Source organism: Vibrio sp. STUT-A11 (assembly GCF_026000435.1).
GTDB lineage: Bacteria > Pseudomonadota > Gammaproteobacteria > Enterobacterales > Vibrionaceae > Vibrio.
On sequence record NZ_AP026764.1, the window covers coordinates 118205 to 131059 of the forward strand.

At 43.6% G+C, this 12855-nt stretch carries 13 protein-coding genes; 6 read left to right on the plus strand and 7 right to left on the minus strand.

The features are described from left to right. Positions 1–104: 104 nt before the first annotated feature. Positions 105–446, minus strand: a complete 342-nt coding sequence (locus OO774_RS16275; protein ID WP_014234728.1) for a DUF3316 domain-containing protein — start codon at positions 444–446, stop codon at positions 105–107. A 499-nt stretch (positions 447–945) separates the two neighbouring features. Between OO774_RS16275 and OO774_RS16280 the strand changes: the two genes are divergently transcribed. Then, complete coding sequence (locus tag OO774_RS16280) at positions 946–2577, plus strand: glycosyltransferase family 39 protein (protein WP_264907471.1); 1632 nt, start codon at positions 946–948, stop codon at positions 2575–2577. Positions 2578–2702: 125 nt separating this feature from the next. Here OO774_RS16280 and OO774_RS16285 read toward each other — a convergent pair whose 3' ends face one another. Together OO774_RS16285 and OO774_RS16290 are read right to left on the minus strand one after the other, a co-directional pair. Then, on the minus strand, positions 2703–3218 hold the full coding sequence (locus OO774_RS16285; protein ID WP_264907473.1) for a GNAT family N-acetyltransferase: 516 nt from the start codon (positions 3216–3218) through the stop codon (positions 2703–2705). 53 nt (positions 3219–3271) lie between these two features. Next, positions 3272–4168, minus strand: coding sequence for a LysR family transcriptional regulator (locus OO774_RS16290; protein ID WP_264907475.1), 897 nt, complete (start codon positions 4166–4168; stop codon positions 3272–3274). A 159-nt stretch (positions 4169–4327) separates the two neighbouring features. On the opposite strand from OO774_RS16290, the gene OO774_RS16295 reads away from it, so the two are divergent. Further along, complete coding sequence (locus tag OO774_RS16295) at positions 4328–6421, plus strand: TonB-dependent receptor (RefSeq protein ID WP_264907477.1); 2094 nt, start codon at positions 4328–4330, stop codon at positions 6419–6421. A 132-nt stretch (positions 6422–6553) separates the two neighbouring features. Then, the gene (locus tag OO774_RS16300; RefSeq protein WP_264907479.1) at positions 6554–7510 is read left to right on the plus strand and encodes a siderophore ABC transporter substrate-binding protein; all 957 of its coding nucleotides are present in this window, start codon (positions 6554–6556) and stop codon (positions 7508–7510) included. A 116-nt stretch (positions 7511–7626) separates the two neighbouring features. On the opposite strand, the gene OO774_RS16305 is transcribed toward OO774_RS16300, so the two are convergent. Next, positions 7627–7971 carry a YajD family HNH nuclease gene (locus OO774_RS16305; RefSeq protein WP_264907481.1) on the minus strand — a complete coding sequence of 115 codons (345 nt, stop codon included), beginning with the start codon at positions 7969–7971 and terminating at the stop codon, positions 7627–7629. A gap of 72 nt (positions 7972–8043) precedes the next feature. After that, positions 8044–8322 (minus strand): peptidylprolyl isomerase PpiC, encoded by a 279-nt coding sequence (gene ppiC / locus OO774_RS16310; RefSeq protein ID WP_005375342.1) that lies wholly within the window; start codon positions 8320–8322, stop codon positions 8044–8046. A 255-nt stretch (positions 8323–8577) separates the two neighbouring features. Between ppiC and OO774_RS16315 the strand changes: the two genes are divergently transcribed. Next, a complete protein-coding gene (locus OO774_RS16315) occupies positions 8578–9519 on the plus strand; it encodes a chemotaxis protein (RefSeq protein ID WP_264907537.1) in 942 nt (313 codons plus the stop codon). 25 nt (positions 9520–9544) lie between these two features. Here the strand turns inward: OO774_RS16315 and OO774_RS16320 are convergent, their stop codons facing one another. Continuing rightward, positions 9545–10006, minus strand: a complete 462-nt coding sequence (locus OO774_RS16320; RefSeq protein WP_264907539.1) for a TetR/AcrR family transcriptional regulator — start codon at positions 10004–10006, stop codon at positions 9545–9547. Positions 10007–10510: 504 nt separating this feature from the next. Between OO774_RS16320 and OO774_RS16325 the strand changes: the two genes are divergently transcribed. Together OO774_RS16325 and OO774_RS16330 are read left to right on the plus strand one after the other, a co-directional pair. Then, positions 10511–10810 carry a YfcZ/YiiS family protein gene (locus OO774_RS16325; protein ID WP_264907540.1) on the plus strand — a complete coding sequence of 100 codons (300 nt, stop codon included), beginning with the start codon at positions 10511–10513 and terminating at the stop codon, positions 10808–10810. 145 nt (positions 10811–10955) lie between these two features. After that, on the plus strand, positions 10956–11558 hold the full coding sequence (locus OO774_RS16330) for a hypothetical protein (RefSeq protein WP_264907542.1): 603 nt from the start codon (positions 10956–10958) through the stop codon (positions 11556–11558). Positions 11559–11617: 59 nt separating this feature from the next. Here the strand turns inward: OO774_RS16330 and OO774_RS16335 are convergent, their stop codons facing one another. After that, entirely contained in the window at positions 11618–12724 is a 1107-nt protein-coding gene (locus tag OO774_RS16335; protein ID WP_264907543.1) for a 1-acyl-sn-glycerol-3-phosphate acyltransferase, read from the minus strand. Positions 12725–12855 lie beyond the last annotated feature (131 nt).

The window sequence follows — 12855 nt, forward strand, 5'->3', positions numbered from 1 at the left end:
TCAGTATCAGCTTTATTGGCATTTATTATTGGGGGAGTATTATGTCCCCCAATACAATTAAGATAATATTTTAGATTTGGATGTTCGACTAAATAAGCCATAACTTAGTCATGTAGTCTCATTGCGTTGAAGTGGTAATCAACATTTAGAACGGCTCGATATTGAATGTCATCACGAGCGTAAGCCACTTCTTTAATAATCACTTTACTGTCATCGATGTTGATATTATTTACATTAGTGTAGCCAAATAAGCCAAATTCACGTCGTAACTCTGATTTAGACATTGACTTTAATGAATCTGACAAATCAAAACCTGCATTGAGTGCTTGCTCTCTGCTTTGATAAGTACCTGCATCCATATTTGTATGTTCTGTAATAGTAATATTTGAAGCAAATACTGATGAAGCCATAAGTAGACCAGAAGTTAGTACGAATAACTTTTTCATAATAAAACCCTTTAATGTATTAATTAATGTTGATAGGAACCTATCTCGTTTTGTTGGGTTTATTATTCATGTTTGGACTGGGAAGATAAAGGGAGGTTTCAGAATTTCACTATGGGCAAAATGGCACTAATAAACCGTATGGCTAGTGCTACTGGATGTGTAGATTACACCCGAAAACTGACTTGGCATTATGATTGGGATCAAAAGACAGACACTTACCCTTGGGTCTAATTTCACCTCTTATAACCCAACAGCATTCTGAGTTAGGTGCTTTGCTATTGAAAGTTAACACTAATTGAAAAATAAATTGATGCTGCTGGGGTTCCAGCCTGGTTAAACATTGACATGTTGTTCTATCAGAGAAGATTGCTATGCTAACTAAATGTAACAAAATGCAAATAAAGTACTAAGTAGAGAATGAGACTGGCCAACTATTCACTCATAAGAATGATGGATTGAACTCATGAACTACGAGTAACGTTAGATAGCAGGAACAACAATGACATCTAAGAAGGCAACCTCACCTTTATATCCACATGTTCAGTACACTGCACTGGCACTTTTTGCCGCGTTATTCTTCATAGCCGTGAATCTCTGGTTCCGACCTATCTTTCCCATCGATGAAACCCGTTATGTCTCTGTCGCGTGGGAAATGTGGCTCAACAATGACTGGCTGGTACCGCAAATCAATGGGCTACCGTACGATCATAAACCACCGTTAATGTTCTGGTTATTCAGCGCCGTTTGGTCCTTGTTTGGTACATCCGATACCGTGACGCGTTTAGTAGTACCAGGCTTCGCTTTGGTAAACCTATATCTTGTAGGAAAACTGGCGGAGAAAATTTACCCCGACTCAGCACAAGCGAAGTGGTTATCTCCCCTCATTCTTATCAGTTTTCTTGGCTGGTTTTTGTATTCCAGTATGATCATGTTCGATTTAATACTCGCCGTATTCCTCCAACTTGCGGTATTGAGTTTTTGGCGATACACCGAAACAGAACGTGATTCATGGTCATATTTAAGTGGTGTGTGCCTTGGGCTTGGAATGCTGACTAAGGGACCCGTGGTGTTCGTCTATTTTATCCCTTTCCTTCTGTTAGCCCATCTTTGGCACCCTTCACCCGCTTCCATCAACAAAGCCTTTTTCAAAGCGATTCTCAAAACAGTGGGTATCGCGGTTATAGTCATCCTGCTTTGGGCACTACCTGCGGCGATAGTCGGTGGAGAAGAGTACACGAAGGCCATTTTATGGGTGCAATCTGCCGGGAGGGTACAAGACTCTTTTGCCCATGCCCGACCTTTTTACTGGTATGTGTCACTCTTGCCAGCCTTACTTTTTCCTTGGCTTTTCCTCATTAGTTTCTGGCGAAATCGTCCATGGATTTGGGTCGGACGAAGAGATACCTTCTGTTTCTCTTTGTTTGTGTTTGTGGTGGGAATATTCAGTTGCTTCAGCGGAAAACAGATTCACTATTTACTTCCGATTTTTCCTTTTATCGCCATTTGGATCGCCAAGCGAATGGATCTCGCAAAGGTAAAAACCGAGCCCGCGATAGTGGGAGCCATCGTGCTTATTACGCTAGCCATCTTAAGTGCTCCGCTATGGGTAGAAAGAGCATTTCGCAGCACGGAAGTCACGGATGTTCACTTAAGTTGGAGCCTGTTGCCTGCTCTGTTGATCGTGTTGCTATTTTGGAAAAGAAAGCTGCCTATTGATCGTCTTGCGCTTAATATCGGGGCACTACTGCTGAGCTTATCCGCCTTAATGGCCAGTCTGTCACCAGTACTCAACAACGTTTATGATGTAACAGAGACAGGTCGTCAAATCCATCAGTTGCAATCTCAAGGACACAGCGTTTCGTACGTTGGCAAGTATCACAATACCTTTGGTTTCGCCGGAAAACTGAAAAAACCGCTAAATTTAATTCCGTCATCACAACCAGAGAGAAACGCATTTTTAACCACGCAGCCGGGCTATACCATCTGGGTTCAACGTAAGAAAACACAGCCTTTGGAAACCAATGCCATTTACATGACCCCCTACCGTGGCAGGTGGCTGTTTATTGTCGACAATCAAGTACTGGCAAACCTTCTTGCACCAAGTGGCACTAGTGAAGCAGCGGAAAAGTAGCCGCTTTATCTAAATTAAAACAGGCATCAAAAACCGGGCTCGTCGATGAGTGTTCGCAAACGAGTCCTAACTAAACTGTGACAACCGCACAGTTGTCATTTCCACTGTTTATTCGAATACATAAATTAAAGATCTGAAGTATAAACACAAACTTCTCGCGCCTTTCCCTGCATACGATTGATGCGATTTTCAATATAGGTAACGCCGAGTTTTTTGATCACTGACTTGGAACGTTCATTACCCAAAAGGTGCATAACGTGTAACTTGCTCAACCCAAGGTTCGATTTGCCAAAGGTGATTATTGCTTTCGATGCTTCAGTCGCATAACCACGCCCCCAATAAGGAACTCCCAGCCAATAACCTAAGGTGCCCACACCATTATCTATTCCTAGAAAACTCACCGCGCCAATCAGCTCACCGCTCTCTTTTAAAGTAATGGCATAGACGATACCTTTACCACTATCAAAGAGTGGCTCATGAGTATTAATCCACAACTCCGCATCGGCAAGCGAATAAGGATGAGGGATGTTCGCTGTCATGTCCGCAATAACCTTGTCACCAGCCAGAAGTGCGACACGCGGAGCATCAAGTAAAACAAAGGACCTTAGTACAAGCCTGTCCGTTTCTATATTTTGCTGCATAATAACGAAACTCTCTCTTACCGCTTACCGAATCCAAGTTATCATTCTAGTCTTCACTTCCACTCTGCTGGACGAGTTTCACGTAAGACATCAATAAACAATTTTAATCTTAATGGGTGTCGACCAATTGGGTAAAAACAACTTACCGTAGCAGGGTCGGATAGCCAATCTTCCAGACAAGGCACTAAACTGCCGGGATGTGATTTCTCAAATCCATTCGCGAGCCAAGTCGGCAATAAGCCAACACCTCTGCCCTTTGCTATCGCATCTACTTGCATCGTTAAGTTATCGCTCTGCAAGCGACTTTCCATTGCGGGAAGTTCGTGGTCTCCATACTTGGGATGATGTAGTGTCATTGCTTCTTGTCGAGCAGCAATAAAGTCAATCCAAGGATGATTAACTAACTCTTTAGGATGACTGAGCCTGTTGTGCTGGGACAAATACTCAGGTGAAGCGTACGCCGCATAGTGCCAAAGTCCGAGCTGTTCCTTGCGGTAGCCCATTGGAGTAATGTCCCCCATCCAAATAATAAGGTCTGCATCAATAGCGTGGTCACCATGGTGGAATTGACTATATATTCGGATTTTAATTTCAGGGTGTTTTTTCATGAATATATCCAGTGATTGACTCATCCATCGACGTGTTAAGCTAGGGTGTACGATTAGAGTGATTTCCCCGGTTACGTGATTATTCAGCTCATGTAGCGCTTCTTTTCCTTTACCTGCAAGTTCTAATAACTGCTCAGAGTAAACTGAAAATACTTCACCGGCTTTGGTCAGAGCGAGTCGATTCCCTTGTTTTACAACCAGTGCTTGTCCAAGATCTTCTTCAAGTTGCGTGAGCCTTCTACTGAGTGTGGATTTAGGTTGCCCCAAAGATTTCGCCGCAGCGGTTAAACTCTTGTGCTGGCAAAGCGCGGAGAACGCACGCACAGCTCTAAGATCTTGCATATACAACTCCTTATTCATCTCACACATAAAGCTGATAATGAGAACTGTTCCACTAATGGGCCAAAGTGTCCCACAAATTGATCTATTTCAAAAATAAATTTTATGAATAATGCCAATACAAAATTGATATTGATAACCATTCACATTAAGGAGTTGTAAATGTTCAGTTGGCCCCCCTCTCAAGTCGCGTTAGCCGTTTCACTCGGGCTAATCAGCCAAAGTAGTGCTTGGGCGGAACAAACACAAAATCAGGCTGATGAAACCGTAGTCGTTACTGCATCAGGCTTCGAACAAACTTTACAGCGAGCACCTGCTACCATGTCGGTGATTTCTGCTGAAGACATTGAGAAAAGAGCGTATACCGACATCACCGATGTATTAAAAAATATGTCAGGTGTTCAAGTCATGGGGGGCGGAGTCGAGCAATCTATCATGATTCGCGGCATGGCCTCTAGCTACACTTTATTCCTGATTGATGGCCGTCCAGTTCAAGGCAATGATGCATTTGGTTTGAATGGCACTCAAGCAGGTACTCCGATTAACTTTTTACCGCCTGTTTCCGAAATACAACGTATCGAAGTGATTCGTGGCCCTGCTTCAGCACTTTATGGTTCGGATGCGATGGGCGGCGTTATTAACGTTATCACCAAAAAAGTTCGCAATGAGTGGGGAGGAAGCGTTTCTACAGAGTACACCAAAGCAGACAGCGCCAACAAAGTGAACGAAGATGCGATGCAAACCAACTTTGTCCTTAATGCGCCTTTGGTGGATGACAAACTCGCGCTTCAACTGAGCGGCTCTTTCTTGAACCAAGACGAAAGCCACTTTATTGGTGGTGATGATAGCTATGCCTCTGATCCGGAATATAAACGTAAAAACTTTTCATCCAAACTTAACTGGGTGATTGATGATCAAAACAATATTGCCGCCGGTTACAGCCGATATGTACAAGAGCGGACTCATACTCCTGGCATTAGTATTTCTGAAACAGTAACTAACCGTGACGGTAGTATCAGCGATGCGGAATTGAGTTATAACAAATCGGTTCGTGATACTTACTTCATCGAACATGAAGGCCATTATGACGATATGCGCTGGAAATCGTATGTCAATTATGATGACTCTGATAACTCAACTCGCACCAATGAAGAGACAGGTAATGGCATCCAGTTTGACGTGCTGACTATCAACTCCCAGATGAACTGGTTCTGGGATCACAACACGTTGACCGTGGGTGCAACCTATAAAAATGAGCGTTTGGAAGATGGTGCGACCAATGGTTTACAACCCCCCATCATTCCCGTCGCCAATGCCGTGAATAAAATGGAGCGCTACCAGTATTCGCTATTTGCAGAAAACGAATGGGCACCGATTGATGACCTTTCCATTGTTCTTAGTGGTCGATTTGACGACAACCAAGATTTCGGCAGCCACTTTAGCCCAAAAGTTTACGGTGTGTATGGCGTAACCGACGAAGTTGTCATCAAAGGTGGGGTTACATCTGGCTATAAGGCGCCGAGTTTACGTCAAAGTGCCAGCGATTTTGGTGCCACTTCTCGTGGCGGTGTAATCATTGGTAACCCAGATTTAAAACCTGAAACGAGCTTGAACTATGAGATTGGTATTGGTTATGACGACCTGTACGGTTCTGGTGTGTCAACAACGCTGACGGCCTACATCTCTGAGTTTAAAGACAAGATCAATCGTACCGGCCGTGTATGTGAAGCGGACGTAGAGTGTTACTACAACGGCACCTACTACCCTGCGCATCAGTACGGCTACACCGCGTATGAAAACATCGCAGAAGCAGAAATGTCTGGGATTGAGTTCACCCTTGACTACCAATTTACTCAAGACCTGATGTACCGACATTCTTACACTTACACCAAAACTGAGCAAAAAACCGGAGAATACGCGGGTGAGCCACTAAACGACGTCGCCAAGCACATGTTCAACGCCTCGTTAGAGTGGCAAGCAACTGAGCAACTGTTGCTGTGGACGCAAGGTAATTACCGAGGCGAGACCTCGGGTCGCTGGCAAACCGGTACCAGCGGCAGTTCGACCAATGGCCTGACCATTCCTGATTACACCTTCTACGATTTAGGTCTTGTGTTCAAGCCAAAACGTGAGCTTAGCCTAAAGGCTGGGGTATACAACGTCTTTAACGAGGAAGTGAATCCAGAAGAAGATGCGGATTATCGTTACATCCTGGACGGGCGTAAATATCACGTGTCTGTGGCATACAACTTCTAATTGGGAATGTCCATTTATGGGAGCACAGGCTCCCATGATGACTTCCCTATTACTACTTCCCCTGAGGAAGACAGTTCCCTAACAAATTACAGTGCTGAAGTTTCGGATGCTAACTTCAGCGAGAGAGAAATTATGAAGAAAATCAAAATAACACTTATGACACTCATCGCCAGTATGTCTCAAGCAACATTGGCATGGGCATATCCGCTCGATATTGATCACGGGCAAGGCGTCACGACAATTGAAAAACAGCCTTCGCGAGTCGTCGTTTTTGACCTCGCATCTTTAGATACCATGGATGCATTAGGAGAGTCCGCAGTTGGAGTTCCTGATGTGTTACTACCAGCTTATCTGAATCACTATACTGATGAAAAAGTTGCCAAAGTTGGAACACTGTTTAAACCAGACTTCGATGCAATCAAAGCCCTCAATCCTGATCTTATTATTATTGCTGGACGCTCACGTTCTGCATACCCGGAACTCGCTGAGCTAGCACCAACGATTGATTTGAGTATTGATCCATCGAGTTTTGAGGCAGGAATCAGTCACAATCTAACGACGTTAGGCGCTATCTTTAACAAAGAGCAGCAAGCGAATAAATTGTTAACAGAATTAAATCAATCAATTGCATCAGTCCAATCACTGGGATCTAAGCAAGGCAGTGGCTTAGTGCTCTTTACGATCAAAGATAACATTATGCTCCACGCTCCAGGCGATCGATTCGGGATGTTGTATGGCTTGACTGGTCTATCTTCCGTTGTTGAACCTTCATCAGAACAAAAACCTAAAGTAAGACCAAAACCGGGCTCTGAGGAAGCGAAAGCGGCCAAGTTAGTAAGAGAACAGAAGCTGAAACAGGCGTTAGACAATAATCCTGAATGGCTCATTGTCCTTGATCGCGGCGCAGCGACAGGTGGAGAGGGGCAGGCTGAGCAGACGCTAGCAGCACGTAAAGCGATTGCGCAAACCTCGGCATGGAAATCCGGCCAGACGTACTACGTAAATCCAACCAATTGGTATCTCGCGACGGGTGGTTATCAAAGTGTAAGTCTTACATTGTCAGCGCTACAAGCGCGTTTCAACAAGTAACTTAAACTGCACCCTATCGCCTTTTTATTAGGTAACACGATACAAAACCAGTATTGTGCAGTGAGGGCTGAAGTAAAGTTTGGGGTACAACCTCAAAGCGCTTTAGCCCTCAAGCATCACTTCTTCATCAGTTTTGCTAAATCAGCAAATGGATTGTATGTCGCACCTTGGTGTTCGTCTTCACCAGGTTTTATTTCACTGCCGTAACGCTCATGCTCTAGATACTTACTATGCTCATGATCGTGGCAATAGAGACATAACAACTCCCAGTTGCTGCCATCTTCCGGGTTATTCGTGTGGTCATGATCCTTGTGATGAACCGTTAGTTCACGCAGATTTGAATAGACAAACTCTCGAGCACACCTTCCGCATACCCAAGGGTAGAGCTTCAGTGCTTTTTCGCGATAACCGGCTTCTTTACGCGCATAACTGGCACTGGTTCCGTAATAATCTGATGCCATACGTATAACCTCACGTGTGATTTAAAATAAGATGCTCGCACGAGCACAAAGTTCCTGCGCTCGTGCTAAATATCATGTTCTATATAATACTTTTACTACATGCCAGCCAAATTTAGTTTTCACCAAATGTGGGGTTAGCACTTCACCTGAAAAGCAAACTTTGTCGAACTGAGGTACCATTTGCCCACGACGAAACTCGCCAAGATCACCACCTCGTTTACCAGACGGGCAGGTCGAGTATTTCTTGGCCAGAGTCTGGAACTTAGCCCCCTTTTTAAGTTGCTTGATGATGTCTTCTGCTTGTTCTTTGTGCTTAACAAGAATGTGCAATGCGGCTGCTGTATTTGCCATCTGTTTGTCTCTCGCTGTTCTGTTAGCGCAAGTTTACCGAATACACCCAATCACGCCAAACATTTCTCTCACCACGCCTACAAGGGAAGCTCTATTTGTGTTTTGTTCACATGACCTGAGCGGAATTTGAGCATTCTGACATCTGCAAAGCTAATAGATTGAATGAAAACTTAACTTTTCGGTGTAGGGCTGTTGATGCCGCTGGTTTATCCGATTAGATTAAGGGGAATCAGTTGGTATTTATAAGGTTATTTCATGGCAAAAGTCGTTAGCAAAGCGAACCAATCTCAGGGGATGTTGGTATTCAAACTTACCCTGCAACAATACTTCGCAATAGGGACTCTGAAAGTCCGTGAAATTGTTCCGTACATGCCGACCACGAAGATCCCATACTCCCACCAGCACGTAATCGGCACTGTGACGATTCGCAACCTAACCGTGCCTGTGATTGATATGTCCGCAGCCGTCGGGTTCCGGCCGATTCAGGAAGAAGAGTACCAAAGCTGTTACTTGATTGTGACCGACTGCCTGCGAACCGTAGTTGCCTTTATGGTTCGAAGCATTGAAAAAATCATTGATTGTGACTGGAAAACCATAGAGTCACCACCCGAGAGTGCTGGTCAAAATATTTTTGTCACGGGCATTACTCAGTATGAAAACAAAATGGTTCAAATGCTGGATGTCGAATTGCTATTGTCCAAGATCTATCCGCAATATGAGCATTCAAAAATTCCAATGCTGACCGATATCGAGCGCGAGCGTTTAAAAGCACTTAATATCTTACTCGTTGACGACTCTTCGATTGCACGAAAGCAACTTAGTGATGCATTAGACAGCATTAACATCCCGTATCAGATCAGTAAAAATGGTGCAGATGCATTGCAATTGATGAGAAATCAAGCCGCGCAACGTAACCCGATAGATTTATTGGTCAGTGATATTGAAATGCCGGGACTGGATGGATACGAGCTGGCGTTCGAAGTACAAAACGACTCGACACTCAACCACTCGTATCGTATTTTGCACACTTCTCTTTCAAGTGAAATCTGTGTTGATCGCGCCCATCAAGTTGGCGCACACGAAGCTCTGGTAAAGTTTAACGCTGGTGAGTTAATTGAAGCTATGCTGAGAGGTGCGAAGGAGATAGAATCTAAAGCAGGGCTAGAGCCAAAAACAGAAAGCCCTGCTAGTTTATAGCAGGGCTAGCTTAATTCTGTTCCGGTTATTTGCTCATTTGAATCAAAGAACGGCCGATCAACCATTCAAGCTCTTTATCACCGCCAGCACCAAATTGGCTGTCTACCATCTTATACAGGCGGTCAATGCCATTTGTTGCAAACTCATGTGCGTTTTCAGGCGTCACGATGTGATGGAACAGTAGTTTTAAAATAGCGACAAACTCTGCATCTTCCAACGCTGTCATCCAGCTAGCTGAAAACGCATCCAGTCCTTTATCAAAACTCAAGTGCTCAACAAACATTTTAAAGATGCGTGCATCGAGCGCTGCGGTAAAATCCGTTTTCTTAGGGAAGTGATGACTAATACCGGTACGCGATACACCCGTCTGCTGACTCAGCGTTGTGTACGACATTTTGTCATAACCGAGTCTAAGCAATTGATCAACGACCGCATCCATGATCTTCTGAACGGTAATTTCAGTATCTTCTTTACTACGCTTTGGCATATTTTAAGCTCTTCTCTTTTAAATCCATCTAACTCACAACTCAACGAAGCCAGAGTGAAATCATCCTCAGTTTATGACTGTGTTTCCTGGTCTAAACTCGGACCTCTGTCATAGCGATAAAGTACTGCGCAATAACTAACATTCGGTTTTTAATCTACATCTACCGTTTTATCTCAGGTGAAAAGTTAACGGCATCAGCATGTTGCGTCAGGCCAACCATCGAAACCACTCAGGAGTTAAGAATGATAATCATGTAGTATTATTCAATCCATAAATACTCTTATAAATTGTTCCCCAGTTCAACTGACCAGACAGAAAACTCGCTCTTACCTAGTGTAATTGCTCTTAAATATTGATACATATCACATTAGGTAGATTAGATATTCCGTATTCAGCCAAAGCACAACATCACTCTTTGCGCTTTTTTATGCAAATTCATTCATTTTTGTAGATAGAGATCAAATACCTGCTAGAATAACCTTAGTTTTTACAAGAGGATTCGTTATGAGCATCGAATTAGAAGGAAACCAAGTCTGCGAAGCATGTGGTTGTGCGGGTGAAATTGGCTTTGTTATTAAGGAAGGCGACGAGGTTGCCGACGTAACGATTTTCGCAGAGTCCAAAGCGGCCCTAGAATCAGGATTAGCAGACTACATTGAATTGGCAAAATCCGTATGTGCCAACGTTGAATATAATGTCAGTGAAATCACAGAAGAGTCTAAACAAGCGTCAGCCCGCTTCAAGTTCGAAGTTAGTGCAGAAAAGCTGATCTTTGAATTAAAAACTCGTTCATTAGCGCGTTAATCCTATTTCAAAGCGAGCACTCTGCTCGCTTTCTACTTAATTCTGTTTAGGTTGTTACTTTCCTCCGAGCGTGAATACTTGGGATAGCCGCAATCCACACTTTGAGATATGCTTTTGAGGTTTTATCTCGAGTAAAGTCATTACCATGCGTTTCATTCTACTTATTGTTACACTAGCCACACTCAACTCTCCTTCTGCTGCCGCATACGAGCTGGATTACTACACTAAGTTAGTTTACTTGGACAATTACGGTAACCTTGACCTGCGACACAAATCCTTTACTCAATTACCAGCGGGTTTGTCTATCAAAGGCAATCTGGATATTTCCCAGACACCTATCATGCAGCTACCGAATGGTCTCAATGTCGGTGGCAGTTTAGAAGCAACAAACAGCGCACTTAAAACCGTCAGGCCTGGTACCAGCATAAAAGGCTATGCAAATTTACTAGGCAGCCAAATCGAAAACTGGCCAAAAGGCGTCAAACTCGGCGGATATTTAAACCTTACTGACACTCCACTAAAAAAGCTTCCTGCAAGACTTCGTGTCTATGGAGATTTAAGTGTTATTCGCACACCATTAAGGTCTTTGCCTGATGGCTTAATCATCGATGGCAATCTTTACATTGGTGGCTCGGAGATCAAGACATTTCCAGACAAACTGACCGTGAAAGGAAATATATTTCTGGGTGGGAATCAAATCACTAAATGGCCAAGTAACCTGACCTTAGGCGGCGCTGTCGCACCTTAAAAGAAAAAACCTCGGGGCAGAGCCCGAGGTATTTTGATTCAGAAATAAGTCAACCAATGCTACTCTTGATTGTTTACCGGATTAGCATAACTTGCCACAAGAAAAGGACGAGCACCATCTGGCAACTCTTCAAGCTTTTCGGCCAATTGGCGTTTTACCTTTTCAGGTACTTCAGAATCATAGCGGCCAGCGGCAAGCAAATTCATTGGGTAGAGTCGGTAGTTGTTGTGAATCTGACGGTCGATCTCAGCTGCAAGAGATTCTGGCGTTTCAAACTCTTGTTCAATCACATCACCGAAAGCGACATGAATACGGCCTTTGTAACCAATAATGCCTTGAATGATACTTTCAATATCTTCAAATTCGCCTTTCTCGTAACGGCCACTTGTTGCTTTAGCGAACAACTCTTTCGCCTTAGCAAGGTCACAAGGGTCGTTCTCGTAAGAGATAGAGACAGGCACGATTTTTAAAGAGCGTGTGTACTCTCCAAAACTGACTTTTTGTTTGCGACCTTCGACATGAAACATTTTTAGAATGGCAGGATCGGTGAAATCATTACCGTCTTTTGCTCGGCCTTCCTTTTGCGCGATCCAAATCGAGTTACCCGTATCTAGAGAGTGTTTGATGTAACTTGACAGTTGTCCTAACGCTTTCATCATTTCTCGCGGTGCTTTCGCTGAACGCTTTACAATAAAGCTCTTGTTCAATCGCATCAGTTCTGTCGTACACGGCTTTTTGAGAAGGTTATCACCAATTGCAATACGAACGGTACGATGGTCAGTTTGGTGTAAACCGTAGTTAACCAATGCTGGATCCATCGCGATATCACGGTGGTTAGAAACGAATAAGTACGAGGTGTTTTTATCTAGCTTGTCTAAACCAGAAAAAGTGACGCCATCCGTTGTCTTTTTCAACATATCTTCAAGATACTTTTTCACTTCGATCTGAATCGCTTCGACAGAATCAAGCTTGCTCCACTTAGCTTTAAGGTAAAGGCGAACAAGCGGGCTCATAAGCGTTTTAAACCACCCTGCTTTGTTGGCAAAACGGTGATCAAGAATCGCGGTGATAAATTCGTCATCTTGGATTAGACGGTCCAGCGCTGCTGGGATTTCTTCGTCATTATAAGGACGAATTTCAATATAAGGGTCGGTATTGGCAGTCATTATTCATTACATATCTAAAAAAGCTGGCACATTTTACGCATAGTTTTAGTGTATAGCAGCATTTCAGCTGATACTTTTCTCATGGTCATACCAGTTCACTTAAAAATAGTGTGGCTAAAAAAATTTTTTAA

Excerpts from the sequence above, each read along its gene's own strand:
- OO774_RS16330 (WP_264907542.1), top strand. The coding sequence starts at position 10,956 with ATGCGTTTCATTCTACTTATTGTTACACTAGCCACACTCAACTCTCCT.
- OO774_RS16305 (WP_264907481.1), bottom strand. The coding sequence starts at position 7,971 with ATGGCATCAGATTATTACGGAACCAGTGCCAGTTATGCGCGTAAAGAA.
- OO774_RS16285 (WP_264907473.1), bottom strand. The coding sequence starts at position 3,218 with ATGCAGCAAAATATAGAAACGGACAGGCTTGTACTAAGGTCCTTTGTT.
- OO774_RS16275 (WP_014234728.1), bottom strand. The coding sequence starts at position 446 with ATGAAAAAGTTATTCGTACTAACTTCTGGTCTACTTATGGCTTCATCA.
- OO774_RS16300 (WP_264907479.1), top strand. The coding sequence starts at position 6,554 with ATGAAGAAAATCAAAATAACACTTATGACACTCATCGCCAGTATGTCT.
- OO774_RS16325 (WP_264907540.1), top strand. The coding sequence starts at position 10,511 with ATGAGCATCGAATTAGAAGGAAACCAAGTCTGCGAAGCATGTGGTTGT.
- ppiC (WP_005375342.1), bottom strand. The coding sequence starts at position 8,322 with ATGGCAAATACAGCAGCCGCATTGCACATTCTTGTTAAGCACAAAGAA.
- OO774_RS16290 (WP_264907475.1), bottom strand. The coding sequence starts at position 4,168 with ATGCAAGATCTTAGAGCTGTGCGTGCGTTCTCCGCGCTTTGCCAGCAC.
- OO774_RS16295 (WP_264907477.1), top strand. The coding sequence starts at position 4,328 with ATGTTCAGTTGGCCCCCCTCTCAAGTCGCGTTAGCCGTTTCACTCGGG.
- OO774_RS16315 (WP_264907537.1), top strand. The coding sequence starts at position 8,578 with ATGGCAAAAGTCGTTAGCAAAGCGAACCAATCTCAGGGGATGTTGGTA.
- OO774_RS16280 (WP_264907471.1), top strand. The coding sequence starts at position 946 with ATGACATCTAAGAAGGCAACCTCACCTTTATATCCACATGTTCAGTAC.
- OO774_RS16335 (WP_264907543.1), bottom strand. The coding sequence starts at position 12,724 with ATGACTGCCAATACCGACCCTTATATTGAAATTCGTCCTTATAATGAC.
- OO774_RS16320 (WP_264907539.1), bottom strand. The coding sequence starts at position 10,006 with ATGCCAAAGCGTAGTAAAGAAGATACTGAAATTACCGTTCAGAAGATC.